This is a genomic window from Shewanella sp. LC6 (assembly GCF_006385735.2).
GTDB lineage: Bacteria > Pseudomonadota > Gammaproteobacteria > Enterobacterales > Shewanellaceae > Shewanella > Shewanella xiamenensis.
Window position 1 is genome coordinate 3385694 of sequence record NZ_CP043902.1, and the last position, 25609, is coordinate 3411302.

A 25609-nucleotide genomic window follows, 5' to 3' on the forward strand; every position below is an offset into this window, starting at 1 on the left:
TTCAATGGCACGCCGTAAACCCATCCTAGGGACTCAACGGAAAAACCCCTTTTTCCGATGGCCCACTCTGTCACAGAACGTAGCGCGACAATGCTCACCTGCAACTGGCCTGTAAAATTACAGTTTATCGATTTTTAATATGCCATTTTTAAAGTTAGGCAAATAGAGAATGGAAACACACTGGCCATTTCGAATAAATGATTCGTGGTTTTTATTTGAAAAAAAGTAACTTGCAGTAACGTAGTCATTGTATGCAAAGCGTACACCCGATACCGAAAATGATTCCTCTCTGCTAGCGCTTTGGTTGACTTGATGATCCTTTATACATCCAGAAATCAACTGTGTTTTATTTTCCAAAACGGATTGTTGAACTTGGTAAATGTCGAGATATGTAGAAAGAGTCGCGAAAAAACCGATTAGGATAAAGCTAAAACTCAGCACAAAAATAGTGCTTGGTCTTAAGTTAACGGTTTCCGAAAGGTGTTTTATGAAAGGCGTATATTTATAAGCAACAATAAATATAACAGCTGCAATGACAAAGCCAATTAGGCTAACGGGATCTGAACTGAAAGCTTCTATTTCGCTTACGAAGTAGGAGTTGCTTGAAGGAACTAACATATTATGAATGTGTGACTCCACGGTTCTAATAACATTGGTTTTGCAAAAAAATTAACTCTCACTTTTAAATCAACAACATAATGCCATTTCGACGTACCATCAAGCCATTATGCTGTTTCTCACAATATTCTCACTGCAACTCTTACCGAATCGCAGGTAAAAATTGCCTATCTCGCTTATATCAGCCATTACTCCTGCCAACACACCAATTAAAAATAACGTTAATAATCAGAATTTTAATCAACATCTTCAAAGTTGGCATTAAGCTCGCAATATCTCATTTGTGAGTTTATTGCGGGATTGAGTGATAACGGGATGTAAGACGTAACCTAGCTTATCCAACTCACCCGGCAACTAGCTCACTCGACGTAAACATGCAGAGTGAAGAATACAGAAAAACCGAAATAAGACAAAGGAGGTGGCTATGTTAGGTTGGACCTTAATGTTTCTGGTTGTGGCCATTATCGCCGGACTGTTTGGATTTACGGGGATCGCTGGCGCCGCAGCAGGAATCGCAAAGATTATTTTCTTCCTATTTATTGTATTACTTGTGATTTCCCTGCTGGTCAACGCCCTTAAGGGTAAGGCACCACGCGCTTAAATTGGATAAAAGGAGAATCGATATGAAACCTATGACCATGATTACCAATGCATTTTTAGCCTTATTATTAACCTTTGGACTGTCAGCCTGTAGCGACAACCATGCCGAGGACGCAGGCGAAAAAATCGATGAAGCCATCACTGATACCGGCAATGCAATTGAAGATGCCTGTGAAGAACTGAAAGAAGGCGTTAAAGCGAAAGATACACGCTGCTAAAACGGATGACAGCGAGTAGTGAGTCCCACAAACGAGCCTATCAGGATAACCACAGTTCAATTGAGTACCACCGAGCCACTTTATCGCGACAGTCATTGGTTACGATAAAGTGGATTTTCCTGAGGTTCGCCGTTTATCGATGGAGGAGATGCCAATGCTGCGTAGGATCCACATTAAGTATTTCTACCTGTTCGGAGCGCTGTTATTTGGCTATCTCGCCGTAACGGGGCACTCCCCCATCCTCACCTTTATTTGGGCATGGACCAGCCTATCCCTCGCCCTTGTCGGCTCGGCCTATTGGTTTAACCTCGCCAGTATTTTTAGAAAACGTCAGGATGGCTCCATCCCTTGGTATATTCGTTGGGGCTTTATTCCATTTTTACTAGGATGCCGACTCTATAATCTCTGGGCGCGGCGCCGTGATAGCGTGCCTTCAATGCAAGCCATTGATAAATATCTATACTTGGGTAGCCGCTTAAGCGCTGCTGATTTACCTAAACTGAATCGTTATGGCATTACCGCTATTTTAGATGTCACCGCCGAATTCGACGGCCTCGATGTGTCTCTGTATGAAGAGCATATCGACTATCTGAATATCCCTATTCTTGACCACAGCGTGCCGACTAGCGCCCAATTAAATCAGGCGATTAACTGGTTACACCGTCAAGTACGCGCCCAAAAGCGGGTATTAATCCACTGTGCGCTCGGCCGCGGGCGATCCGTAATGGTGCTGGCCGCTTATCTTGTGTGCCGCCGCCCCGAGCTCAGCTTTGCCGAGGTGCTGCAACAGATTAAAAGCATTCGTAAAACCGCAGGGTTAAATCGCTGGCAACTTAAAGCGCTGGAGCAGATGTACACTCAAGGGGAAATCAAACTGCATAAGCGAGCCTGGATTATCGCCAATCCCGTCTCTGGCGCGGGTAAATGGCAAACCCATGGCGAACAAATTTGCACTGAACTGAAACGCTATTTTGAGGTGCAGTTAGCGCTCACCACGCCAGAGATTAGCGCCCAAACCCAAGCGAAAAAAGCCCGGCTTCAGGGCGCCGATATCATCATCGCTTGCGGGGGCGATGGCACAGTCACAGAGGTCGCGGCGGAGATTATCGACACCGATATCACCTTAGGCATTATCCCGTTAGGCACCACCAATGCCCTGTCACACGCCCTCTTTGGTTTAAGCAGTAAGCTCAATGCCGTCTCCCAAGCCATTGATAATATTATCCAAGGCCAGACACAAACCATAGATACGGCGCGTTGCAATGATCGGCTGGTGTTACTGCTGGTCGGCATTGGGTTTGAGCAACAAATGATTGAGTCGGCGAGCCGCGAGCGTAAAAATGCCCTCGGCCAACTCGCCTATCTCGATGGTTTGTGGCGCGCGGTGAACACCGACACCAACCTCGAGTTGCAGCTGACTTTAGATGACCAAGCCCCAATGACAGTGCAAACCCACAGCCTAGTGGTTGCCAATGCCGCACCTTTTACCAGCTTACTCGCCCAAGGTAAGGGCGAACCCAATATGACCGACGGCTTGTTGGATATCACTTGGTTGGATTCAAATAATGAGCCGAATGAACAGCTTATCAGTCTGGCTGAGCTGGCTTTTACCGGCTGGATTAAAGAGGCCGCCAATAGCGACTCTGCGCCCTCGGGCAACACGGCCAACACGGCCAACACGGGCAACACGGGCAACACGGGCAAAGTAAAACACGCCCACGCGAAAAAGGTAAAGATCAGCAGTCAGCCCCAATGCAAGTATGTGATTGATGGCGAGATTTGTGAGCCGGAGGAACTCAATATCGATATCCTACCCGCCTCTTTGAAGGTGTTTGTGCCCTATCAAGCGCAAAATGCTGAACCGCAGTCAGAGTCAAAATAAGCTAACACATTCAAAAGCAAACGCTGAATCAAAAGCTGCATTAAAAGTTGAATCAATGCATTAGCTTATTTTTAGGCATTTAATGTAGGTTACTACTTAGCGACGCTATTGCTAACGGAATCTTCGCTAACGGCATCAACAACAGTTTGAGCGTCTGACTCCTGCTCATATTTACTGAGCTTGTTATAGAGGGTTTTAACGCTGATCCCAAGCTGCTCGGCGGTGTCGGTTTTATTGCCCTGACTCGTTTCAAGCGCTTGGTAAATGGCGATTTTTTCCAGCTCATCAAGGCGCATACCTTGGGGGATCACCACATTTTCCTCCGCAGTCGTCTCTTTTTCCGCACTGGGCGTCAGCTGTAAATGCTCAGGGGTAATCTCATGGTCCGCCAGAATATAAGCGCGCTCAATAGCATGCTTTAACTCGCGCACATTCCCCGGCCAAGCGTGGGCCGCAATCGCCTCTAAACTTGAGGACGAGAACACTTTGCTCTGTTTTTCCGCCGCATTGCGATAGGCCAGAAAATGCTTCGCAAGTCCGACTATATCTTCCCCGCGCTCCCGCAATGGCGGCACTTGAATGGGGAAATGCGCTAAACGAAAGTACAAATCTTCCCGCAGTTGCCCTTGCTCAATCGCCACTAAAGGCTCGCGGTTTGTCGCCGCCACAATGCGCACATTGGCCTTGAGCACCTTAGGGCTACCGACGGGACGATATTCATTATTTTCGAGCACTCTTAATAGCTTAACTTGATGCTCGAGCGGCATTTCGGTGACTTCATCGAGGAATAAGGTGCCGCCTTCGGCCTGCTCAAATACCCCTTGGTGATCGCGAGTCGCGCCGGTGAAGGCGCCTTTAATATGGCCGAAGAGTTCACTATCGACCAATTCTGGGCTCAAGGCGCCGCAGTTAATCGCAATATAGGGCTTATTCACCCGCGGGCTGGCTAAGTGAATGGTATTGGCGACCAGTTCTTTACCCGCGCCACTCTCACCGATAATCAACACATTGCTCTCGGCGGCCGACACGCGGCGGATAGTGCGGTACAAACGGTGCATAGGTAACGAGGAGCCCACCAGCAAACCATATTGGTCTAACTCGCTAGCATAGGGACGAATGCGCGTCGAGGTATTGGCAACCAGATGCTGGGCAAAATCGGCTAAGGTTTCGCACAGCAAGGACATATCGATGGGCTTACGGAAATGGTAGCCCGCGTATTTGGACAATAGTGTATCGAGGTGAGGATTCGGCAGGCCGTCGGAGAGGAAAATAAACTCCACATCCGCAATGGCGCTGGACTCGAGTAAGGCTAAGTAATCTTCACGGCTAAGACGGGGCAGCTCAATGATCGCCACATCGATACGATTGGCCTCCAGCTGACTAATCCAAGATAAATCATCGCTACTGCGTAGCTTGTTGTAGGTCTGCGCGCCCTCGAGCTTCACTAATGCCTGCTCGGTTTCGACGTCCTGTAGATGATAGAAAAGCGTTGGTCGGATCATCTTGTGCCACTCCCTGTGAATAAGGAATCACTGTATGCCAGCCGTGAAATTTTAACAATCTCAACGGTAAGAGTTGCCGATAATAAGCGAGGCACTGGCGACAATAGATAAATATCATCAGTTAAATCAAACCATTAACTTATCATTAAAAAGTGAACGAAATATGCATAGAAGCTGAATGAAACTGATATTTCCATGAAAATGTGGGCAATCCGTGTCGGCGGAGCTGCCCAAACTACCACAGGAGGTCGTTATGACGTCTAATGTTGCGCAACATCAGACCGAGCTGAGCGCCGATATTAAGCTGGTTAATGAGTTAATCGAGCTGACGCAAACCGGCGTGGATTTTTATACTCGGGCCAATACCACTGTCGATGACTACAGCCTAAAACGCATTTTTATTGCCCAAATCAACACATACCAAGGGATGCTGGCGCGATTTAGGCAACTGCTCGCCCAATCATTACAGTACATAGGCCCGCACTCGGTGCCGCCGTCGCAGACTCGGCCCTATGCCGATGTCGATGCTTTACTTATTAAACAGCAACTCGCCGATGCCCTCACCGTGCTCTGCGAGCTTGAGCGTCAGCGCCTTAACCACCTCAAACAGTTAATTAAAAAAGCCAATCACCCAAGGTTAATCAGCCAATTGGCCGAGGATATTGCTTGGCTACAAATCCATTTGGATACCTTACACCTGCGTAGCCAAGCCCTGTAAGGCAGCAATGCCAGCCAATAACGCGGCCAACTGAGCCGCGTTTTTGTTGCCTGCGATCTGGCGATTCTTAACGCCTATCTTGCTTAAGCCCAATCGCTTTATCACCCTCGGTAATATTTACATTTTGTCGGTAAAAAGCGCCGAGCTTGCTTTTGGATTAAACAGTCGAAACGAGCCGAAAACAAATATAATTATCTTAAAATCAATCAGATAAAAATATTGGCACGATTCACGCTTTAGTCCCTTCGAGATAACAACGGAGGATATCATTATGAAAAACACGACAACTTTAGCCTTAACCACCTTACTTGTCGGTTCTATCAGCTTAAATGTGACCGCCGCACAGGATTGGAAAGACGATGCCAAAGATGCTTGGCTCGATGGCAAGGCCGAAACGACTTTGTTGCTTAATACTAACCTCAACTCCTTTGACATTATGACCGACGTGAAAAACGGCCATGTGACCTTAACCGGTAAAGTGGAAAGCAGTGTCGATAAGGCGCTCGCAGCGGAGCTGATCAAAAGCTTGGATGGGGTAAAAGGGGTTGAAAACAAATTAACCGTGATGAATGAAAACGAGAGCACCAGTGAGGTAGTGAAGACCTTAACCGACTCTAAGGTCGCAACGGTCGTAAAAACCCGCCTGTTGTTCTCGACCGACGTTTCGGGCACCCAAATTAATGTAGACGTTGCCGATGGCGTAGTGACCTTACAGGGTGAAGTGGCCAGCGATGCCGAGCGTCAATTAGCACTGACCATTGCCAAAAATACCGATGATGTGAAAAAGGTCGTCGATAAGATCAAAGTCAAAACCTCATAATGGTCTTAACATTCAGCCCTTGCTAATTCAGCTCTAGATACTCTTGATAACTCAGCTGTTGGTATTAGTCACTCGGGCAAAAACCACAAAACCAGCTTCGGCTGGTTTTGTTTTATCGGCGCGATGTTATGTTAATCATGCCTTAGGCTTCCTGTTCAAGGCAGAAGCTAAATTCATAAAAATGTTGACCGTTTTCAATGCTTATCGCCATCGTACCATATAGCCCTGTGAGTTCACCCGCGCCAGAATGGGGGACGACCTCAAGGTGTAAGCGGTTTTGCCCATCGGTCATAATGCCAAAATGTTGCAGCACAAAACTGCCCTGTCTGCCGCACAGTTTACCCACGACTTGTTCAATCGCCACATAACCAGCAGAGCCTTTTACCGCGGTCATGGCACTGAGCATTTCGCCTTGGCTGCGGGCCTCTAGCTCACCATAAAAGGTTTTATCTAAAGTCATTCTGCCCAAGTTCACACCGCCCACACCTGTGGCATAGGCATTCTCGGGATTGAGCTTAACATCAAATTTGCCTGTGACTTTGGTCATTTCCATAACACGCTCCTTGTTTTAATTTTATGCTTTATGCCAAAACCTTCGCTTTCCGGCCGCTAGATGAAATAAATACCTCAGCCGCAGCTGAGGTAAAATTAACTTAGCATAAGCCCCGCTCTAAACCTAATGCAGCGCTTTGATTTCTGATTCACTGACACCGATTTTAAGGGTTTTAATTACAGTTGGCGGTGTTGTCATGGGTTGTTCAGCCGCCCTCTCACGGTAAGTAACAGCTACTTTAAATGGGGATTCAAAGGGATAAACAGGTTCAATATTATCGACCTCAATACGATCGCCAATAAATACACTGCCTAAGTGCTGCACACGATTTTGGCCATAATCTAGGCTAAACAAGCCGAGATACCAGAACACACCTGAACCTTGGTTAGTCACAATAAAAGGCGCCACAAAGGGCATGGTTTGCTGCTGTGGATCATCCTGTAATGGCGCATCACTTTGGGTATCAGGCTCTAAAGCGGGGTCAAAATTAAGCGGAGTAACTCGTAAATAATCTAATAACACTCGGCCTTTAGCCTCGCCATCCTGATAATCCCCAATAGCAAACTCCGTTTGTTTAACGTTAATAAAGTGGGTTAACACTACGGCTTTGTGGCTGTCCGGTAAGCTCACTTCAAATTTATTAGCGGTATTTAAACTAAACAGCTTAAGCATCACTTCCGAGGCATTAGCAACGGGCTTGACTTCACTGGGTACCACAGATTCAAGCGCATCTTCACTGCTTAATAATATGGCTTCTTGGGCTTTTGCCTTAGCATCAGCCTGCGCCATGGCCTCATCGTATTGCAACACTTGGCCATCTTCCATGACCATGTAAATATCATCATTGGTCATGTTAAAGCGATAAACTCCCACGGCAAGAATACTCAGCACTAGGACTGTCGCCGCGATGGTGACTTTAACAAACATACTCATTTTCTCCCCCAATAGCCTAAGTGCTGTATCATTTGCGCTGATGGCAAAACCAGCCTTGCTGATAGCATCAAAAAATCGCTCTTTCTACAAGGCCAAAATCGCATATTTTTGCTTTAGTCAGCACAAGTTCAGCAAGTTAACCCATGCTGGCATATATATGATTCAGCCTTTTCATTAATGTTCGCAATCGGGCTATAATTCCTTGGCTTAAACGACACCAGCAGTCTTGAACAACGATCGAGTATTAAGGATTTAATTGCCAATGACCAATGCCTCTACTAGCCCATTTGCCGTGTTAAACCAAACCACGGCACACTCGTTTAATGAACAAAAAAACTTAATTAAGCGCGTCTTTAAGGGCAAACCAGTGCAATGTCCAAGCTGCAATCAAACCCTCAAAGTCATCTTGCCGGAGACAGCTAAAGCCGAACAGGCAGCAGGTATTTTCTGCCCCAAAGGCTGTACCGATATCGAGCTAGACATGGAGGCCGTAGCAGGTATCTAAGCCTTCCTTTTGGACGAGTGCAATTGTCCACGAAAATAATGGCGATAATATCCCACTAAATTGCTGCCAATAAACAACATTTCCATTAAGACCGCCACTGGCGAGCCTACTAAGATATTGTGGACTAACCAAAAACTGGTGCCGACTATCATCAGTAGCCGCAAGTCTTTATCACGTTGACAAAATGCCGCACGGGTTTGAAATAGTGTACCGATACAACTGATCACACTCACAAGCCCGCTGAAGGTCAAGCTACTCATCAGTACCGCTGCCCCGCTAAAACCCCACATGGCCTTTTTAGACGTAGTAAAAATACTGGTGAGATAACGCACTGTGGCAATCCCCATCAATCCCGCCGCAGTCCATTGTGCTAAAAAGCAAAAGTGGATTGAAATCAAGATCCCCGACATAAATAAGCAAGCGACAATGCGTTCGCGCGCTTTAAATTGAAACGATATCACGTCAAATACGATGGCAATGGCCACCAACAATTGCGACAGAGTAAAAGCATCCACAATAGGCTCCTTAAAAGTTCGGTATAGGCTTAGACGTCGCCCAACAACAAACGGATTTGCTTGGATTAGCAATCGCTAAGGAGCATGAAGGGAATCACTTTTAGGCGCATTAACTTAAGTTAATTGGCAGGCAATTTTACGGCGAATCTTGTAAACGTTTACGGATACGCGACAAGCTAATGGCGGTAATACCAATATAATTAGCCAGTTGGGCATGGGTTAAGCGCTCAACCCAGAGGGGAAAATATTCGAGTAAATGTAAGTAACGCTGCTCTGGCGTATTGAGGAGTAAAAAGGCTTCTTTTTGTTCTTTATACAATAACTGTTGTTTAAGTAGCGCAAGTTGTACCTGTTGCATAAATGGCTCATTTAGCACAGCAAGTGGTATTTGCACTAACCTGCAAGCACCGACGGTTTCTAACTGATAGGGCGCAACATCCTGCTTTAGCCAGCTGCTATATAAGAAACAAAGCTCTCCTTCGAAGTAAAACTCCTTGCAGCGCTCACTCCCCTCTTGTGTATAGTGGCAAGCACGCACTATGCCATCCACCACAAAGTAGGCAAAGGTTTGGTGCTCGCCTTGGGGTAATAAGCACTCCCCGGGCTGACATGAAAGCGCCCTTGCTTGGGTGAGCAGCAGTGCTAAGTGATCAGGCTCCGCCCCTAAAGCGAGCAAATATTGCCAAAGGGGTTTGATTGCCTGCTCAGTTGCCGCCTGATGAGCCGATGCAGAGTGCGCTGTCATTGCATCACCGACTTTGCCATTCACATTCGACCAAGGGCACTTGGTGTGACGCATCCTTTAATCCTAAGGTCACCTTAAAGACGCGATTCGGTGGAATGATGCCGACGCCTTTTGGGGTGCCCGTCATCACAATGTCGCCATCTTCTAAACGAGTAAAGCGTTGCAACTCAGACAAAATGGTTTGCGGCGGATAGATCATTAAATCAATATAGCCTTGTTGGGTTAACACCCCATCAATACTTAAGCTAAATTGAAATTGCGCGCTCGGATCATCAATCGCAACAAAAGGGCTAAAAAGCGCTGCACCATCAAAGGCTTTGGCTTTTTCCCACGGTAATCCCTTGGCCTTAAGTTTGCTCTGTAGTTCCCGCTTAGTCAGATCCAGCCCCACGCCCACATGGCTAAAGCGCCCCTGCTGATACAAAAAACACAGCTCGGTTTCATAGTGCAGCGTCTCACCAAGATGCTGGGAATTTAATTGAGTACTGATGGCCGAATTAGGCTTAAAAAACACCACCATATCATCGGGGATTTCATTGCCAAGCTCATGGATATGGTCAACATAATTACGCCCAATACAAAGGATTTTGCTGGGAGCAATAGCCTTATTTTCTAACATCACCGTTTTCATTAACGCTCCTTTAAACATCAGCGGGACAACATAATTATCCAAGCCTTCTTCGTTAAGACTTTACTCTGACAACTCTCTGCTACACTTATTTTTATACCCCAATAAAAACAAGCAACTAAGTACTTGTACTACGGCGTATTCTTCCCTTGTCCACGCGATGTTATCGCCTTATTTGGCTGACATCATAGACGAAAAGGTCGATGACTCAATGTTAACACTCAGTATCAAGCAAAAAATGCTCTTAAGCTTCAGCGCAATTGGTATCCTGCTCTTAGCTGGCAATAGCTTCTTTTACTATTCGCTCTATCAAGTTCAAATCAGTTATAGCAATATCGAGACACTCGCCATACCAGTTCAGAAGCAAAGCAATAACTTACAACTTGTGCTCGTTAAAATGTCGCGCCTTGCAACTTTAGCCCATAGCCAAAATGACACCGCAGAGCTCATGCAAAGCCAAAAAGGATTCAATGCGCTAGAGCATAAATATCAAAGTATTGAAAACGAGCTGAAACAGATGGTTAGCGACCAACCCCAGATGCAAGCATCACTGAATGAAGCTCAAAAACGCTACCAAGCCTACCAGCAACAAAGCCAAGATATGTTTAGCGCTAAGCTCGCGAACGAACAAGCAAAACAACATTATCAAACACTTTTTAATCAGTTTATTGAGGCAAAAACGCAAGCAAGTAATGCAATGATCGATTTAGAAACGATCTCATTGCCCGATAATCCGGCACTTTTGGAGGAGATAATCGGAACAGGAACCCGCATTGACGATATGCTTTACACATTAACCAACACAATGTCAGAGCTAACGCATGCTCAGGATTCTCATTCTATAAACTCGCATAAACAGGATATAGCCCTATTGCTAGGGAATCTAAGTACTAACTTTACCTTTTTAAAACAACAAGCTTCGGGGATAAATACCCTAGGATTGCTGGAGATTTTTGAGCAACAAGCCACCATATTCAATCGGTTACTTTCAACCCCAGGCGAGCTATATCTGGCACAACAGCAAGTGGTTGATAATCACACTCAAGCAGAACAGCATTTTAAAAATACGGAACAAGAATTTAATGCCAATACCCTTGCGTTAGATAAATTATTAGCCCTAGCTGACAGACGTTTTAGTCTGTTGCAAAACATTGCAAATGACGATATTCAACGCGGTCAAACATTGGCCATTGTACTAGCGGCCATGTTTGTGTTTATGGTCAGTTCAATATCCTTCTTTACCCTAAGGGCCATGTTAGTACCACTCACCTTGGCAAATAGTGCGCTAGCAAACATTGCAAGGGGAGACTTATCCAAGAGAATACCTAAACGTCACAATGATGAATTTGGGGTACTTATTGATAATATGAATACTCTTTGTGATGATCTGGCTAAATTATTAACCCATATCAGCAATGACGCCCACTCTTTAGATAATTCAGCCACACAAACACATCAGCAAGGTCAAGACATCGCTAATGCAGCTACCGCACAAATTGAGCGCATCAATGGCACGAAAGCCTTAACAGAACAAATGTTTACCAGCTCTAACCTTGTTGCAGAACAAGCCAGTAGTTCGGCAACACAAATCACCCAAGCATCGAAACATAGCCAACAAGCCCAGCTTATTGCCGCCGATAATCAAGCCAAAATAGCGGAGTTAAGCACAAAGCTAAGTGATTCTGTCGCTATCATGTCGCGCCTTAGTGCACACAGCCACAATATTGGTGGGATTCTCACCACCATTAGTAGCATTGCAGAACAAACTAACCTACTCGCCCTCAATGCCGCCATCGAAGCCGCAAGGGCTGGCGAACATGGTCGAGGTTTTGCGGTCGTTGCCGATGAAGTACGCTCATTAGCCTCAAGGACACAAGCCTCAACCGCCGAAATCCAACAGATGATCTTAGCGTTACAGCAGGAAACTACCACGGCCTCAACGGCCATAAGCTCAGGGCAAACACAAGCCAACGACTGTGTGGAGCAAAGTAAAACACTACACCATGCCATAGCACAGATTGAAGTCACACTCAGTGCCATTAATGAGATGAGTTTACAAATTACCCAAGCAGCCCACCAACAACTCGATTACAGCCGACATATTGAGTCCAGTATGGGGGAGGTCGCCTTCGCGGCAGATCAAAATGCCCATGAAGCAATGGATATGGCAAAACGCAGTGACCAAGTGACTCAGTTAGCCCACTCGCTCACCCGCTCTGTCGAACGCTTTACACTGTAGCCATAAGTGCATTGATACTTATATGGCTAAATGTATCAGAGCCGAGATAACCACATAAAAACAACAGCCATCAGTAAACTGATGGCTGCTTTTTTAGCAAACACTGGCAGAATAACAGCCTAAGCATATTCCATTAAAAACTCATCGAGTTGCTCGTTAGCAATTTCGATCTCATCGCCTTCGAACTGCGCAATATGGAACATGCCCTCGCCTTCATTCGTCACAGGAATATTACTGATCCCGATGATAATGCCATCGGTTGGCGCGCGGATCGCCACACTATCACCGCCATGCGGACTGACAATATGGGCAATAATATAGCCCTTATTAACCCGCTGCCCGAGTTTGAGCTTCATATTGACTAAGCCATCGGACTCACTGCGGATCCAATAGCTGCGTATCGCACTGACACTCGCGATCTTGTTACTGACTCGCCCCTTAAGCATACCAAGGCTACGCATTACATTGAGCACGCCCTTAAGACCCGACTTAATTGCAAGCTCACTAAAGCGCAGCGCCTCGCCCGCCTCATACAAAATACAGGGAATGCCCTGCTGATTCGCATAGCCGCGCATCGACACGCTACGCGCCTTAGAGTGCATAATAAGCGGTGCGCCAAAGGCATTCGCCATGGCTAACATAGTTTCATCACCGGTATCGCAACGGATTTGCGGTAAGTTATCTCTATGGATAGCCCCCGTATGCAAATCAATCACATGGGTTGCATGGACTAATAACTGAGTAGCAAACAGGTTGGCTAACCGGCTTGCCAACGCCCCTTTACTGGAGCCAGGGAAGCAACGGTTGAGATCGCGCCTATCGGGTAAATAACGGGATTGTTGAATAAAACCAAACACATTGACTATGGGCACCACAATCAGGGTGCCGGCTAAATTTTTAGGGTTAACCCGTCCAAGTAACCGCCGACAGATCTCAATACCATTGAGCTCATCGCCATGGATAGCAGCACAGACCAAGAGTGTCGGCCCAGGTTTGAGGCCGTGAAAGACTTCGACATGAATATCGAGTTGGGTATCGGTATAAAGCTTGGCAGCGGGTAATTTAATCCCCATTTGCGTACCCGCAATGACTCGTTTGCCTTCAATCTCAAACGCTTCGCGTTTTTTAACCATGGTCACTCCCTGATCTGCATTGCGCTGTATGTGATAACTCTAGTATTAAGCCTTAACACGCCCACGCTATTATTCGCCTTCAAACTGGGTTAACCAGTGTTTTAAAATTTGCTGCAATGCCACACGCTCAGCAGTCGGGACCCCCGATAATAGCGCGCTCTGACATTGGATATGTTTGGGGAGCGCAGCCTCAATCAGTGATTTACCTGCCGAAGTGAGCGAAACATGCACGGCGCGGCGATCTTCCTTACAGTGCTCACGGGCAATCAAGCCTTTATTTTCCAGCCGGTCTAAACGACTGGTCATGGCGCCTGAACTTAACATCATGCTTTGATACAGCTGCGAAGGCGATAAAGTATAAGGCTTACCTGAGCGTCTGAGTGTCGCGAGCACATCAAACTCCCCCTGACCTAAGCCAAATTCGCCGTGGCATAAGGCGATAGCGTTTTCCATATATTTGGTCAGCCTTGCGATGCGCCCTAACACCGCCATGGGGACTAAATCCTCTGTCACCCCTTCAGCCCGCCACTGGCCGAGGATTTTATCTAATCCATCTTCAACTGAAGCCGACATTTGCTTTGCGTCGAGTAGTTGCGAGTCGTTTGCCATAGGTTTATCTCTATATAAAGATTCTTCACATGCTAACCATTTTATCGCCTAATTTAATGATTTGTATATGTGGCTACTTTTAGTGGGTAGATAAGAGTAAATTCTGCATAAAAAAACCGCCCAATTTATGCAAATTGGGCGGTTTTACGTTCAAGCAAGTTTAAGCGAAATGACTTAAGACTTTTTCACAAAACAGGTCAGGATCACAATGCGAGTACCATTCACACGACCTTCGATATGCTCTGGATTGTTGGTCAACGAAATATTGCGTACTGCGGTGCCACGTTTTGCCACAAAGCTGGTACCTTTGACGTTAAGATCTTTAATGATGACCACGGTATCTCCGGCGTTAAGCACGGCACCGTTGCTGTCTAAAGTCGGTGGCGTATCATCACTGGCGGCAGCGGCTTCGGCATCACCCCAAGCGCGTAAATCATCTTCAAGATACAACATATCGAGCAGATCCTGCGCCCAGCTTTCACCGCTTAAGCGTTTCAGCATGCGATATGACATCACTTGAACCGCAGGGACTTGGCTCCACATGCTGTCGTTCAGACAACGCCAGAGGTTCATGTCCATAGTATCCGGCGCTGCAATTTGGCTACTGCAATTTTCACAAATCATAATCTCGTTTTCATGACCATCGGAAGCCGGTAAGTCATAAATAGAGAGTTCGACGTCACTTGCGCAGAGTTCACATTTGCCGCCACAGCGAGTTAGCAATTCATTTTCAGTCATTTTTTCTGTCTACATGCGTAATAAAACGCGGATTATGCCATAAATTGGCTTTTCACGGCAGGGGGGAAGGCAAGATAACCCTATTTTTTATATGAGTTATCTGTTTATTCACCCTTGGAATTGCCATTTAATCCTTAAAATTCATAAGCTAAACTGAGTCTGATATCTCGCCCCGACGCGGGGATGCCATCCGACAGAAACGGCGTCACCTGCTGATTTGTGAGATTTTTTGCCATTCAATATACGCATATTCCCTTTAGCGCCTCTTGGATATGAAAGGTTAACTATATATTTTTAAATAAGTTATTTTCACTTGAAGATTCAGCATTCAAAATATCACCTTCAGGCACATTATCCTGCGCATCGTACTAAGTCCCTTGCTAAGCGACTAAATCGGTTCAGCTACTCGCTGCCCAATAGCCAGAGAGGAATTATTGACTAAGTACTTGTTCTGACCTTGGCAGTCTTTTAGTAACCCACAATGTTCTGCTTGTAACCAAGAGATGGCTAAATCACAAACAGATTGAAAAGGTAGTAAAAAACCATAAGAATGACACGTTAATAATGCACACTTGCTGCCGTGAAGCCGATTAAATGGTTTTCTTTCAAGCACATCACAGGTTTTATCGACATGACTAAGCTAACCACTCCACCTCAGACTGAAGGCACATTTACCGCTGCCAGCTTAGATTTTCTCAAACGGCTTTCGCTCAATAACTCCCGCGACTGGTTTAAAGCTCATCAGGATGAATATGAAGATAACGTCAGAACGCCCGCACTGCGTTTTATCGAAAAAATTCAGCCTCATATTATTGCGATTTCACCAAGATTGACCGCGGTAGCCAAAAAAGTCGGTGGCAGCTTAATGCGCCCGCAGCGCGATAGCCGTTTTAGCAACGATAAGACACCCTACAAGACCAATGTGGGGATCCAGTTTCGGCATTTTCAGGGCAAAGATGTGCATGCGCCGGGGCTGTATTTACACATTGCCGAAGACGGTTGTTTTATTGCCGCGGGTATTTGGCACCCCGAGTCGAAGGCGCTCAATGCGATTCGGACTTGTATTGATGAAAATCCCAATGGCTACAAAAAGGCGCTGCAAACCTTAATAGACCATGGATTTATGATGGATGGTGATAGCTTGACTCGCCCGCCAAAGGGATTCGATAAACACCACCCCATGCTAACCGAGCTCAAACGTAAGGACTTTATCGCGCTAAAGCCAGTCCCCTTTGAACGGCTCTGCCAAGCCGATGCCGCCCGCTACTGCGCCGAACAATTCGCCCACTGTAGCCAATTAATGGCCTACTTGTGCTTTGCCCTCGAGTTGGACTTTTAAGTTTCTGTATAAGTGGTTGCATCAGTTTTGCGGTTCACGAGGCCAAGCATTGACTTGGTCTCATACTTATCGGTTTAACCTACGCCCTATTTCACATAGACGGGCTTAAGTGGCGTCAGCGCGAGACTCTTAAGATATTCGCTTAATACCGTAAATGCATTATCCAACAGGGTGTATTCCTTCGCCTTACCTAACACTCTAATCCCTTGTAATTGAAGCACTAAAAAAGCCGCTAGCGACTCAGGCTGAACCGATTGAGATAACTCACCCTGTCGCTGACTGTAGCGTAAAACATCGGTAAAGTTAATCTGCAACTGGGCAAATAAGCGCTGGCACTCTTGCTGCACGCAGTCATCATCGAGACATTTTTCTAATACTGCATTCTGCATAAAGCAGCCATACTCTTGCTCGCGCTGCAAGGCCACAAATCGCGCTAAATAGGTCAAGATCTCATTCAATCCCGCCTGTGCATGCAGGATTTTCTCCTTTGCCCCAAAGGAATAATGGTCAAGATAAAAACGTAAACATTCACGATATAAACTCTGTTTATCACCAAAACTGTTATACAAGCTGAAGCGATTAATCCCTAAGTGTTCGACCAGATCGGCAATCGATGTCTCGGCAAATCCCTTCTGCCAAAATAGCTCCATCGCCTGAATGAGCTTTTCTTGTCTATCAAAATTACAACTGCGTGCCATGGTTCAAACCTACATTGATGCCTGTATTAAACGGAGTGCATACGGCAAAACATTCTTGACTGACCGTTTAGATATGGCGTAAATTTTATCCTAACCGATCGTTCCGTTAAAGCTCTATTTAGCCAAACTTAAAGATTAACAGAAGGAAAGAGCATGAAGCTTTATGAATTAGCCCCTACGCCAAGCGCAAGACGCGTGAGTATTTTCCTCGCCGAAAAAGGCATCGATATCCCACGTGTGAATGTTGATATTCGCGGCGGTGAAAATCTCAGCCCTGAATTTAAAGCCAAAAGCTTAAACGGACGCATTCCACTGCTCGAACTCGATGATGGTAGCTACCTATGTGAATCCGTGGCTATTTGCCGCTATTTAGAAGAAATCCATCCCAGTGAAACGTCACTATTTGGTAACAGCCCGCTAGAGCGTGCCAAAGTAGAAATGTGGCAACGTATCATTGAATTACAAGGTCTGATGGTCGGCTTTCAAGCCTTTAGAAACCTAACGGGTATCTATAAAGATAGAGAAAATTGCGTCGAAGCCTGGGGCGCAGAATCACGCCAACGGGTCATTGACTTCCTGCCGACCTTAGACCAACAATTAGCCAAATCAACTTATGTTGCGGGCGATAACTTTACGATTGCCGATATTTCTGCATACGTTTTTATTAGCTTTATTAAAAACTTAGATATTCTGGTGGATGACACTCTGCCCCATATTCAAGCTTGGTTTGCGACAGTGGCCCAGCGCCCCGCGATAGTGTCGCTTACCCCAAAAAACTAGCAGCGATGCCCGTTGGGCATCCAAGTTAAGCATTAACCAGTTAAGACTTAAGGGATGACTATGATTGATTTATATACCGCCGCGACCCCGAACGGCTTTAAAATTTCCATCGCGCTTGAAGAAATGGGTCTCGACTATCGAGTGCATAAATTAGATTTCAATACCAACGAACAGAAGCAGCCTGAGTTTCTCGCCATTAACCCTAATGGCCGTATTCCAGCCATTATCGACCGAGATAACGAGGACTTTGTGGTGTTCGAGTCCGGCGCAATTCTTCTGTATCTGGCGGAAAAAACGGGTAAGTTTTTGCCTGCCGATCCTAAAAAACGCTCGCAGGTCATTCAATGGCTCATGTTCCAGATGAGTGGTGTTGGCCCGATGATGGGTCAAGCTAACGTGTTTTACCGTTACTTCCCCGAAAAAATCCCTGCGGCTATTGAACGTTACCAAAAAGAAGGCAGACGTTTGTTTGAGGTGATGAATACCCAATTAGCCAAGCATCAGTATCTAGCCGGTGATGAGTACACCATTGCTGATATCGCGACTTGGCCTTGGGTGCGCATCCATGAATGGAGCGGTATCAATATGGAAGGACTCACTCACCTACAACGTTGGTTAGACGAGCTAGCGCTCAGGCCCGCTTGCCAAAAAGGCATAGTGACACCTCCGCCCTCAGTATTGAGTGATGAAGAGCGTGCTAAACAAATCCAGAAGATGGTGACTAAGTAAGTCATCCTTTCCTCACGCGCGCATTCGTTTTTCCCATCAAGCCCCAACTCAGCATTGGGGCTTTTTTACTGCTAGTGATACGTAAAACTGCTACACTCTGCGCCACTTATTGATTTGCTTGGCCATATTCATCCCACCGGATGGATGTCACTTGGCCGAGCCACTTTTCAGGCTAACTTTATGGGCAATCCAAACGGCTTATCATCAGCAACCATGGCATCTACAGTGAATATCGAACCGCAAACCCTCGCGCAAAAACGCGGATTAAGTTATGCCAATACCATTAAGTTATTGTTCGATGAGATTTTAAATACCAAGCAACCCGCCGACCGAGTGCTCGCGAACTACTTTAGGGAACATAAAAAGCACGGCTCCAAGGATCGCAAGGTCATCCGCGAATCCTTATTTAGCCTGTTCCGTTGGTGGGGCTGGTTTAAAGCCACGGCCGATCATCAGCAGGCGGATCACTTTTTTGCAATGCTGAGCGCGAGCGCCTTAATCGAAGCCCATCCATGGCAAGATATTGCCCAAGCCTGGCATGAGCTCGCCCAATCGCCGGCTGATTATCAACAGCTTCAATCCCTTAGCGTTAATAGCTTAACGGATAAATTGGCACTGGTACGGCGCCAATTTCCCGAAGTGTCCTTCGAACTCGCGGATTTATTGCCTGAATGGTTTTGGCAGGTCTGCCCAATTGCCCCAGAGCTGCGCCCAAATCTCATCGAAGCCATGTCTAGCCGGCCACCAATTTGGGGACGTGCACAGGGAATCAACAGCCAAACAGCTGTTAAGCAACTACAAGCGCTAGAGATTGATGCGAGTCTCAGCCCCTATTTTGCAGATGCCATAAACCTTGGCACTAAGAGCATGAATCTCAATGAAATATCACTCTATAAAGAAGGCAAAATCGAGATCCAGGATTTAGCCTCGCAAGTGATAGGTCAAATTTGTGCACCAGAGCCTTGGCAACATTGGTGGGATGCCTGCAGCGGCGCAGGCGGAAAAACCCTGCAATTGCGCGCTCTAATGCAAACGGCCACGACTAAGCACAATCCATTTTTGGGCAGCATAGTCTCGTCGGATATTCGCGCCCACGCCTTAGAAGAACTCAGCAAACGCGCCCAACGGGCAAAGTTTGACGGCATCAGCATTGCTCGCTGGCGCAGTGATGCACTGCCGGTCGACGCCAACCATTTTGACGGGGTATTAGTCGACGCACCCTGTAGCTGCACGGGCACGTGGCGCCGTAACCCAGATATGCGCTGGCTCGACAGCCTCGATGCCGTCACAGATAAAGCAGCACTGCAACTGGATATATTAAGCCGCAGCAGTAAGGCGGTAAAACGGGGCGGAAGCTTAGTCTACGCCACTTGCTCACTGTCACCGGTTGAAAATGAGCAAGTAGTTTCCGCCTTTTTACAACAACATCCCGAGTTCAACCTAGTGCCGATCCGCCACCCCTTTACAGGCGAACAAACAGAAATGTTGACCGTGTGGCCCTTCGAAGCCAACACAGATGGAATGTTTGTGGCGCGTATGCAACACAAGCAGTAGCACTAACTCCTTATTTTTTATCAGAACTTGGCACTCATATTCTGAGTGCCATTCTTTTTACCTCCACCCAATATGAATGCGCTTTTTCACTTATTCATTTAATAATCATCAAGATAAACCCTACGGCGCGGGGTAAAATCGCCAACGCAATTCCACAGAGACGTATCGCCCCTTCTTGGACAAAACTTTTCACCATCAGTGATTAAATATTTCGCTTTAGCTTAATCTCACCTTTGGGTAAAAAGATCGGGTGCTGAGAATGGCACAGGTATTTTTGGAATTTTGACCATGTCACACTCCTATGAATTTGACGACGATGATGCGCCATGGGGCGATAACGTCAAAGGTAAGCAAAAAAACAAACGCGTAAAACAACGTCGCAGGGATACTAAGCGCCGTTATTCAGATGATGCAGAGGTGGATTTCTATCAGCATAAATCGAAGTAACTGAACTACGACCCGTTTGCCTTAGCAAATTCGAGCTTTATAAGCAGTCAAATCCCAGCAAGTTGGAGTTAATCCAACTTGCTAGTTAATCTAAGTTTTTCCCTCTATTCATCTTTTAATTCAATTGTAAAATCAATAGGCTAATTGGCCTATTTACCCTATGCTCTTTAGGGTTTACTCATGCTTTTTTGTCGACAAAAACTACCTTACACATCTTTACGGGTTTAAAGGATGATCCCATGGAAAAACAACGCCCCGATTTTATCTATCCCCCAGGCAGTATGTTAATGCACTCGCCCTTAGTATTGAATAAAGCCGATATGTACGGTTTTTTTCTTAAGGGAAAACTCGCCAACTTACAGCGTTCTATCGATAAAACCCTTAATCAAGTGGCCGGAAGCGCCATGTACTTTAAAGTGCTGTCACCCTTTGTACTGACAACTTTTACCCAAATCGAGAAAGCCTATTCAGAAGACCCAACCGACAGGGCCAAGGGTTGGATCCAAGAAACCGACATCATCACTTGGGTCATGGTCGGTCGCCAAGACAATAGCAACAGCACATCCATCAGCCATGTGTATTTTCAGCCGCTGCATATTTGGGTGAATGATGCAATGGCCCTGATCAATGGCCGCGAGTTATTCGGTTATCCCAAGTATTTGTGTGAATACACTATGCCCGCAGTCGGAGAGCCATTAACCCGCCTATCCCTGGCAACAAAGAGCTTCTTACACTTTAGCCCTGACACTGAACTTGCCATGCACCCGCTGATTGAGGTGAATTGCAATGCCAAGCCCGAGGCGCAGCTCACCACGCTAGAAGCCATAGCCCAAACCTGGCAACTCTTTAAAGAACAAACGGATTTTATTCCAGAGCTGGATAAGCTCGGTGAGGAGCAACTCTTCCATTTGCTGTTTAAGCCCGCTATCGACCAAGTGTTTTTAAAGCAGTTTCCGGACGCTTCAGGCCAAAAAGCGGTTTATCAGGCGATTACTGCATCGCCCGCACAGGTCAACAAAGTGCACAGTGTCGCCCTGTTGGAAAATGACTTTGTCGCCACTATTTTTGATAACGCTAGCTTCCCACTCAAAGAGACCCTAGGCGTCGAGGTCGGCGAGCAGCATGTATTACTGCCCTACCATGTGAACTTTGATTTTGAAGTACCGCCGGGCGAAGTGCTGGTCGATAACTCTGAAATCAAAAAACAAAAAATTGCCATTCTCGGCGGAGGTGTCGCCGCCATGACCGCCGCCTGTTATCTCACCGACAGACCCGGCTGGCAGAACCAATATGAGATTGATGTCTATCAATTAGGCTGGCGAATCGGCGGCAAGGGCGCAAGTGGCCGCAATGCCGCGATGGGGCAACGGATTGAAGAGCATGGCCTGCATATCTGGTTTGGTTTTTATCAAAATGCCTGCGCCTTGATGCGTAAAGCCTATGAAGAATTAAACCGCCCGCCCGAAGCACCGCTGGCCACCTTCTTCGATGCCTTTAAACCCCATAACTTTATTGTGCTACAGGAGGAAATTAATGGTCGCTCCGTTAGCTGGCCAATCACCTTTCCAACACTCCCAGGGATCCCTGGAGATGGTACCGAAACTTTAACCTTCTGGAAGGTAGTTAAGGCCGCCTTTGCTTGGATAAAAGAATGGCTAAAGGACATGGACTCCCTGCTGGAGGCCGATGAAAAAGCCATGGCGACACCGAAAAACTGGCTCGATACCAGCTGGTTTGAACGACTTAAGGATAAGTTAGAGGATTCGGTAGAAGATGCGATGGAATCCCTCGACGCCCTGGGTGACAAGCTAGAATGCCATTTTAATCAAATGATTGGCCTCGAATGCGATGAGCATGTCCACAGCGAGAGTGACGATGGTTTGGTCGAGTCCGCCGTCGATGCCCTGCACCAAAGGCTGGTTAAACGCTTTAGCGACCATTTAGACACTAACGACGAGTTGCGTCATCTGTATATCGCCGTCGATTTAGGCTTAACCATCTTAAAAGGGATGTTTGTCGACGATGTGTTTGAAAAGGGCTTCGATGCCATCAACGACTACGATTACCGCGAATGGTTAATCAAACACGGTGCAAGTCAAAAATACACGGTCGACAGCGCGCCAGTACGCGGTTTTTATGATCTGGTGTTTGCCTACGAAAAAGGCAATTTTGACAAACCGAATGTCGAAGCAGGCACCATTATCCGCTCTATGCTGCGTATCGCACTGTGTTATCAAGGCGGGATTATGTGGAAAATGCAAGCTGGCATGGGAGATGTGGTCTTTACCCCCTACTATGAAGTGCTAAAACGTCGCGGGGTTAATTTCCACTTTTTCAATCGGGTCGATAATTTAGAATGTCGCAATAACAGCATTCAAGCGATTGAAATCACTGAGCAAGTAGCTCTGGCACCTTCTGTCAAAGAGTATAATCCACTCGTGGATGTCAAAGGCTTAGCCTGCTGGCCAAGTACCCCAAATTATGATCAGCTAGAGCCTGCACAAGCCGCTTTGCTAAAAGCCCATGATATTAATCTTGAGCACTTCTGGAGCGATTGGGACAATCTATACGAGGCGCAATTTGGTCAAGCACTTCCGAAAAAACGTCTAATCAAAGGTGTAGATTTCGACAAAGTCATTTTTGGGCTGTCTCTTGGCTCTGTCCCCCATGTGGCGAGCGAGGTCATGGCGCAGAGTCCGGCGCTCAAAACCTGTGTCGATAAAGTACAAACAGTCGCGACCCAAGCCTATCAACTGTGGATGAATCAAGATCTTAATGGTATTGGTTGGCCCAATTATTCTGAGAATGGCGAGCAGCCTGTCTTATCAGGCTTTACCGAGCCCTTCGATACGTGGGCATCAATGGACCAATTACTCGATAAAGAAGACTGGCGCGGACTAGAGCCTAAAAATGCCAGTTATTTCTGCTCGGCTTTACCCGTGGATGCCTATCCTCCTAGCTCGGATATCGGTTTCCAGCAGCGAAAAACCGCCGAGGCTAAGGCTGGCGCCATCAATCAGCTCAATACGGAAATTCATAAACTGTGGCAGCATGTTGGCGATACCTTCCCCTGGGAATGGTTGCACGATGAACAAAACCGCCAAGGCGAAGCGCGATTCGATAGCCAATATTGGCGCGCCAATGTGGATCCTTCGGAGCGTTATGTCTTATCCGTTAAAGGCAGCTCACAATATCGGATCACCACGGATGGTACAGGTATCGACAATCTGTATATGACGGGTGACTGGATTAAAACCGGCCTCAACGCCGGTTGTGTCGAGGCAGCAACCATGGCGGGCATGCATACCGCTAAAGCCATCTGCGGCCATCCGGCCATTATCAAAGGTGAAAAAGACTTTGCCTAAATACAAAGGGGCTGTGTTATGCAGCCCCTTTGTAGTCCAAATCTTTGAATGTGTTCAAGCTCAGATCGAAGCTATCTCTCCCGCGCGGCTATCGGCGTATTCTTGACGACGTTTTTCCATTCGCGATTGATATAAGTTGCTATCGGCGCAGCGTAGCCATTCGTGGGGATCTGACACATCACTATTGATGGCAAAACCAAAGCTAAACTGACAATCCTTTAAGCCTTCTGCGGCAAATTGTACCGTTAATTCCTTTAAGCTTGTACTTAAGGTTTCCATGCTATTTGCAGGCAGAATAAGCACAAACTCATCACCACTGATCCGGTAAATCTTGAGGTGAGCAATTTGGGTCGCTTGCAAAAATTGCACAAGTCTTTGTAGTAAACGATCCCCTTCTTGATGTCCCAAGGTATCATTTACCATCTTGAGATTGTCGACATTCAGCAGCACCAACGCCATAGGGTTAACCACCTTATTGGAAAAGGCCAATTGAGAATTCATAAACTCATCAAAGGCATAACGGTTACCGACTCGCGTTAAGCCATCAAGCCTTGCTTTTTCCCAAGCGATCCCTAACTCTTCGATATGCGCCTTACGTTCTTCAGAAAGGAGTTTAAGTTTATTAGCCAAGGCAAGAGATAACAGTAAGGCATCTACAGTGCCGCCGAGCAAAGTAGCAAATTCAGCATGCTCAATAAAATCAGGAGTAATCCCCATATTGCCCGGTAAAATAATCACCGCAGGCAACAGCAAACAACTAAAGGCCATGATGAAATAGCGCGCTGGGGCAAAGCCTTTCATCAAACACACATTGCCACAGGTGATAGCCAACGCAATCCACAGCATGATTAAGACTGAGGCAATAATCGCGGTATAGGGCAATAACCAAATACTAGTTGGCAAGGCTAAAATACACGCAACTAATAAGTACTGGCTCAGTCGCCACAATCGGGGCGAATAGCTAGGCAACTGTAAAAAGTGCTTGTAGAACATAATATTAAATATCGGCAAACTGATAAAAAACAGATGATGTAGTTCTAATTGATGATAGTTAAACAAGTGAGCGGGTAAATGGAATGTTAATGCCCAACCTCCAAAATAGGCCAATACATAAAGGCCATAATATAAGAAGGCTTTATCAAAAATAGAGATATAAATCAGTATATTATATAAAGCGATAAACAATAATCCCCCTAAACAAATCAGTATCGCCATTGCCACACGGTCGTTGGTTAACTGATGCACCTCTTCTGACGTTAAAGCCAGCTCCGGGGCGGAGGAATAATAGCGGCTACTCAGTCGAGTCACCAACCAATAATCAGTCCCAATATTCAGTTGAACCTTGCGACCGTAATCGAATAAAAATTCATAGGGTGCATAGTAACCACTGTGGGCCGTTTGCACTGAGCCATCACTACCAAGTAACCAATAATCGACCGATTCAACAATAGAATTACTGGCATCGACTACCCAACGAGTTTGACGGCTATTAACCATCACTGGAGACACCATCCAATAGTCGCCACCAGCCAGACTCACAGAGCTAGCTTCTTTGAGTAGGCTCATCCATTGAGTTACCTCATTAAAATCGGCAGGCGGGAGCTGGTTATCTTCTGCATGGAATAAATAAGGGGAGTCCAACGCAATTTCAGCGCTAAGGGCAAATGGACTAAATGTCCAAAACAGCAACAAAAAGCACCAGAAATTATGCACGTTAGTTTTGCTCATTGGTATCTTGGTT

Annotated in this window: 25 protein-coding genes; 13 read left to right on the forward strand and 12 right to left on the reverse strand. The window is 46.3% G+C overall.

Features of this window, described 5'->3' with window-relative positions; all coding sequences use genetic code 11:
- Positions 1 to 117: 117 nt before the first annotated feature.
- On the reverse strand, positions 118 to 618 hold the full coding sequence (locus tag FJD32_RS15230) for a hypothetical protein (protein WP_037430880.1): 501 nt from the start codon (positions 616 to 618) through the stop codon (positions 118 to 120).
- Positions 619 to 1042: 424 nt separating this feature from the next.
- On the opposite strand from FJD32_RS15230, the gene FJD32_RS15235 reads away from it, so the two are divergent.
- The 3 genes from FJD32_RS15235 to FJD32_RS15245 all read left to right on the forward strand — a co-directional run bounded on the left by FJD32_RS15235 (position 1043) and on the right by FJD32_RS15245 (position 3318).
- Positions 1043 to 1219 (forward strand): DUF1328 domain-containing protein, encoded by a 177-nt coding sequence (locus FJD32_RS15235; protein ID WP_011626732.1) that lies wholly within the window; start codon positions 1043 to 1045, stop codon positions 1217 to 1219.
- A gap of 22 nt (positions 1220 to 1241) precedes the next feature.
- Positions 1242 to 1436 carry a hypothetical protein gene (locus FJD32_RS15240; protein ID WP_088585838.1) on the forward strand — a complete coding sequence of 65 codons (195 nt, stop codon included), beginning with the start codon at positions 1242 to 1244 and terminating at the stop codon, positions 1434 to 1436.
- 154 nt (positions 1437 to 1590) lie between these two features.
- Positions 1591 to 3318, forward strand: a complete 1728-nt coding sequence (locus FJD32_RS15245) for a diacylglycerol kinase family protein (RefSeq protein ID WP_140906872.1) — start codon at positions 1591 to 1593, stop codon at positions 3316 to 3318.
- Positions 3319 to 3410: 92 nt separating this feature from the next.
- Here the strand turns inward: FJD32_RS15245 and FJD32_RS15250 are convergent, their stop codons facing one another.
- Positions 3411 to 4820 (reverse strand): sigma-54 dependent transcriptional regulator, encoded by a 1410-nt coding sequence (locus FJD32_RS15250; RefSeq protein ID WP_088585840.1) that lies wholly within the window; start codon positions 4818 to 4820, stop codon positions 3411 to 3413.
- A gap of 253 nt (positions 4821 to 5073) precedes the next feature.
- On the opposite strand from FJD32_RS15250, the gene FJD32_RS15255 reads away from it, so the two are divergent.
- Both FJD32_RS15255 and FJD32_RS15260 read left to right on the forward strand, forming a co-directional pair.
- Positions 5074 to 5538 carry a hypothetical protein gene (locus FJD32_RS15255; protein WP_047536301.1) on the forward strand — a complete coding sequence of 155 codons (465 nt, stop codon included), beginning with the start codon at positions 5074 to 5076 and terminating at the stop codon, positions 5536 to 5538.
- A 271-nt stretch (positions 5539 to 5809) separates the two neighbouring features.
- Entirely contained in the window at positions 5810 to 6358 is a 549-nt protein-coding gene (locus FJD32_RS15260) for a BON domain-containing protein (RefSeq protein WP_037425750.1), read from the forward strand.
- A gap of 142 nt (positions 6359 to 6500) precedes the next feature.
- Here FJD32_RS15260 and FJD32_RS15265 read toward each other — a convergent pair whose 3' ends face one another.
- Both FJD32_RS15265 and FJD32_RS15270 read right to left on the reverse strand, forming a co-directional pair.
- A complete protein-coding gene (locus tag FJD32_RS15265; RefSeq protein ID WP_088585841.1) occupies positions 6501 to 6911 on the reverse strand; it encodes a DUF3224 domain-containing protein in 411 nt (136 codons plus the stop codon).
- Positions 6912 to 7034: 123 nt separating this feature from the next.
- Positions 7035 to 7844: a hypothetical protein gene (locus FJD32_RS15270; RefSeq protein WP_055646828.1), complete on the reverse strand. Its 810-nt coding sequence runs from the start codon at positions 7842 to 7844 to the stop codon at positions 7035 to 7037.
- Positions 7845 to 8106: 262 nt separating this feature from the next.
- Between FJD32_RS15270 and FJD32_RS15275 the strand changes: the two genes are divergently transcribed.
- Positions 8107 to 8349 carry a hypothetical protein gene (locus FJD32_RS15275; RefSeq protein ID WP_055646827.1) on the forward strand — a complete coding sequence of 81 codons (243 nt, stop codon included), beginning with the start codon at positions 8107 to 8109 and terminating at the stop codon, positions 8347 to 8349.
- Here the strand turns inward: FJD32_RS15275 and FJD32_RS15280 are convergent.
- The 3 genes from FJD32_RS15280 to FJD32_RS15290 all read right to left on the reverse strand — a co-directional run bounded on the left by FJD32_RS15280 (position 8346) and on the right by FJD32_RS15290 (position 10240).
- Positions 8346 to 8864 carry a YgjV family protein gene (locus FJD32_RS15280; RefSeq protein WP_055646826.1) on the reverse strand — a complete coding sequence of 173 codons (519 nt, stop codon included), beginning with the start codon at positions 8862 to 8864 and terminating at the stop codon, positions 8346 to 8348. The genes FJD32_RS15275 and FJD32_RS15280 overlap by 4 nt on opposite strands.
- A gap of 136 nt (positions 8865 to 9000) precedes the next feature.
- Positions 9001 to 9609: a Crp/Fnr family transcriptional regulator gene (locus FJD32_RS15285; protein ID WP_055646839.1), complete on the reverse strand. Its 609-nt coding sequence runs from the start codon at positions 9607 to 9609 to the stop codon at positions 9001 to 9003.
- A gap of 4 nt (positions 9610 to 9613) precedes the next feature.
- The gene (locus tag FJD32_RS15290; protein ID WP_055646825.1) at positions 9614 to 10240 is read right to left on the reverse strand and encodes a fumarylacetoacetate hydrolase family protein; all 627 of its coding nucleotides are present in this window, start codon (positions 10238 to 10240) and stop codon (positions 9614 to 9616) included.
- 208 nt (positions 10241 to 10448) lie between these two features.
- On the opposite strand from FJD32_RS15290, the gene FJD32_RS15295 reads away from it, so the two are divergent.
- Positions 10449 to 12476 (forward strand): methyl-accepting chemotaxis protein, encoded by a 2028-nt coding sequence (locus FJD32_RS15295; protein ID WP_069455418.1) that lies wholly within the window; start codon positions 10449 to 10451, stop codon positions 12474 to 12476.
- Between the two features lie 119 nt (positions 12477 to 12595).
- On the opposite strand, the gene FJD32_RS15300 is transcribed toward FJD32_RS15295, so the two are convergent.
- The 3 genes from FJD32_RS15300 to FJD32_RS15310 all read right to left on the reverse strand — a co-directional run bounded on the left by FJD32_RS15300 (position 12596) and on the right by FJD32_RS15310 (position 14956).
- Positions 12596 to 13609, reverse strand: a complete 1014-nt coding sequence (locus FJD32_RS15300; RefSeq protein WP_037416636.1) for a succinylglutamate desuccinylase/aspartoacylase family protein — start codon at positions 13607 to 13609, stop codon at positions 12596 to 12598.
- A gap of 69 nt (positions 13610 to 13678) precedes the next feature.
- A complete protein-coding gene (locus tag FJD32_RS15305) occupies positions 13679 to 14218 on the reverse strand; it encodes a MarR family transcriptional regulator (RefSeq protein ID WP_069454586.1) in 540 nt (179 codons plus the stop codon).
- 174 nt (positions 14219 to 14392) lie between these two features.
- On the reverse strand, positions 14393 to 14956 hold the full coding sequence (locus FJD32_RS15310) for an alkylphosphonate utilization protein (protein ID WP_140906861.1): 564 nt from the start codon (positions 14954 to 14956) through the stop codon (positions 14393 to 14395).
- A gap of 631 nt (positions 14957 to 15587) precedes the next feature.
- Between FJD32_RS15310 and FJD32_RS15315 the strand changes: the two genes are divergently transcribed.
- Complete coding sequence (locus FJD32_RS15315) at positions 15588 to 16295, forward strand: DUF2461 domain-containing protein (RefSeq protein ID WP_088586963.1); 708 nt, start codon at positions 15588 to 15590, stop codon at positions 16293 to 16295.
- A gap of 86 nt (positions 16296 to 16381) precedes the next feature.
- On the opposite strand, the gene FJD32_RS15320 is transcribed toward FJD32_RS15315, so the two are convergent.
- The gene (locus FJD32_RS15320) at positions 16382 to 16993 is read right to left on the reverse strand and encodes a TetR/AcrR family transcriptional regulator (protein WP_088585842.1); all 612 of its coding nucleotides are present in this window, start codon (positions 16991 to 16993) and stop codon (positions 16382 to 16384) included.
- A 153-nt stretch (positions 16994 to 17146) separates the two neighbouring features.
- Between FJD32_RS15320 and FJD32_RS15325 the strand changes: the two genes are divergently transcribed.
- The 5 genes from FJD32_RS15325 to FJD32_RS15345 all read left to right on the forward strand — a co-directional run bounded on the left by FJD32_RS15325 (position 17147) and on the right by FJD32_RS15345 (position 23868).
- Positions 17147 to 17773 (forward strand): glutathione S-transferase, encoded by a 627-nt coding sequence (locus FJD32_RS15325; protein ID WP_088585843.1) that lies wholly within the window; start codon positions 17147 to 17149, stop codon positions 17771 to 17773.
- Between the two features lie 60 nt (positions 17774 to 17833).
- Positions 17834 to 18502, forward strand: coding sequence for a glutathione binding-like protein (locus tag FJD32_RS15330; protein WP_037416621.1), 669 nt, complete (start codon positions 17834 to 17836; stop codon positions 18500 to 18502).
- Positions 18503 to 18682: 180 nt separating this feature from the next.
- Positions 18683 to 20056, forward strand: a complete 1374-nt coding sequence (locus tag FJD32_RS15335) for an RsmB/NOP family class I SAM-dependent RNA methyltransferase (RefSeq protein ID WP_088586964.1) — start codon at positions 18683 to 18685, stop codon at positions 20054 to 20056.
- 288 nt (positions 20057 to 20344) lie between these two features.
- Positions 20345 to 20503, forward strand: a complete 159-nt coding sequence (locus FJD32_RS15340) for a hypothetical protein (protein ID WP_011626757.1) — start codon at positions 20345 to 20347, stop codon at positions 20501 to 20503.
- A gap of 239 nt (positions 20504 to 20742) precedes the next feature.
- Positions 20743 to 23868, forward strand: a complete 3126-nt coding sequence (locus FJD32_RS15345) for an NAD(P)-binding protein (RefSeq protein WP_122040751.1) — start codon at positions 20743 to 20745, stop codon at positions 23866 to 23868.
- Positions 23869 to 23928: 60 nt separating this feature from the next.
- On the opposite strand, the gene FJD32_RS15350 is transcribed toward FJD32_RS15345, so the two are convergent.
- Positions 23929 to 25596 carry a diguanylate cyclase gene (locus FJD32_RS15350; protein ID WP_122040752.1) on the reverse strand — a complete coding sequence of 556 codons (1668 nt, stop codon included), beginning with the start codon at positions 25594 to 25596 and terminating at the stop codon, positions 23929 to 23931.
- Positions 25597 to 25609 lie beyond the last annotated feature (13 nt).

Bases quoted from the DNA above. Each gene is read 5' to 3' on its own strand.
- FJD32_RS15335 (WP_088586964.1), top strand. From the start codon at position 18,683: ATGGGCAATCCAAACGGCTTATCATCAGCAACCATGGCATCTACAGTG.
- FJD32_RS15310 (WP_140906861.1), bottom strand. From the start codon at position 14,956: ATGACTGAAAATGAATTGCTAACTCGCTGTGGCGGCAAATGTGAACTC.
- FJD32_RS15315 (WP_088586963.1), top strand. From the start codon at position 15,588: ATGACTAAGCTAACCACTCCACCTCAGACTGAAGGCACATTTACCGCT.
- FJD32_RS15330 (WP_037416621.1), top strand. From the start codon at position 17,834: ATGATTGATTTATATACCGCCGCGACCCCGAACGGCTTTAAAATTTCC.
- FJD32_RS15325 (WP_088585843.1), top strand. From the start codon at position 17,147: ATGAAGCTTTATGAATTAGCCCCTACGCCAAGCGCAAGACGCGTGAGT.
- FJD32_RS15265 (WP_088585841.1), bottom strand. From the start codon at position 6,911: ATGGAAATGACCAAAGTCACAGGCAAATTTGATGTTAAGCTCAATCCC.
- FJD32_RS15255 (WP_047536301.1), top strand. From the start codon at position 5,074: ATGACGTCTAATGTTGCGCAACATCAGACCGAGCTGAGCGCCGATATT.
- FJD32_RS15235 (WP_011626732.1), top strand. From the start codon at position 1,043: ATGTTAGGTTGGACCTTAATGTTTCTGGTTGTGGCCATTATCGCCGGA.
- FJD32_RS15275 (WP_055646827.1), top strand. From the start codon at position 8,107: ATGACCAATGCCTCTACTAGCCCATTTGCCGTGTTAAACCAAACCACG.
- FJD32_RS15345 (WP_122040751.1), top strand. From the start codon at position 20,743: ATGGAAAAACAACGCCCCGATTTTATCTATCCCCCAGGCAGTATGTTA.
- FJD32_RS15320 (WP_088585842.1), bottom strand. From the start codon at position 16,993: ATGGCACGCAGTTGTAATTTTGATAGACAAGAAAAGCTCATTCAGGCG.
- FJD32_RS15270 (WP_055646828.1), bottom strand. From the start codon at position 7,844: ATGAGTATGTTTGTTAAAGTCACCATCGCGGCGACAGTCCTAGTGCTG.
- FJD32_RS15250 (WP_088585840.1), bottom strand. From the start codon at position 4,820: ATGATCCGACCAACGCTTTTCTATCATCTACAGGACGTCGAAACCGAG.
- FJD32_RS15290 (WP_055646825.1), bottom strand. From the start codon at position 10,240: ATGAAAACGGTGATGTTAGAAAATAAGGCTATTGCTCCCAGCAAAATC.
- FJD32_RS15285 (WP_055646839.1), bottom strand. From the start codon at position 9,609: ATGACAGCGCACTCTGCATCGGCTCATCAGGCGGCAACTGAGCAGGCA.
- FJD32_RS15305 (WP_069454586.1), bottom strand. From the start codon at position 14,218: ATGGCAAACGACTCGCAACTACTCGACGCAAAGCAAATGTCGGCTTCA.
- FJD32_RS15295 (WP_069455418.1), top strand. From the start codon at position 10,449: ATGTTAACACTCAGTATCAAGCAAAAAATGCTCTTAAGCTTCAGCGCA.
- FJD32_RS15260 (WP_037425750.1), top strand. From the start codon at position 5,810: ATGAAAAACACGACAACTTTAGCCTTAACCACCTTACTTGTCGGTTCT.
- FJD32_RS15245 (WP_140906872.1), top strand. From the start codon at position 1,591: ATGCTGCGTAGGATCCACATTAAGTATTTCTACCTGTTCGGAGCGCTG.
- FJD32_RS15230 (WP_037430880.1), bottom strand. From the start codon at position 618: ATGTTAGTTCCTTCAAGCAACTCCTACTTCGTAAGCGAAATAGAAGCT.
- FJD32_RS15350 (WP_122040752.1), bottom strand. From the start codon at position 25,596: ATGAGCAAAACTAACGTGCATAATTTCTGGTGCTTTTTGTTGCTGTTT.
- FJD32_RS15340 (WP_011626757.1), top strand. From the start codon at position 20,345: ATGTCACACTCCTATGAATTTGACGACGATGATGCGCCATGGGGCGAT.
- FJD32_RS15240 (WP_088585838.1), top strand. From the start codon at position 1,242: ATGAAACCTATGACCATGATTACCAATGCATTTTTAGCCTTATTATTA.
- FJD32_RS15300 (WP_037416636.1), bottom strand. From the start codon at position 13,609: ATGGTTAAAAAACGCGAAGCGTTTGAGATTGAAGGCAAACGAGTCATT.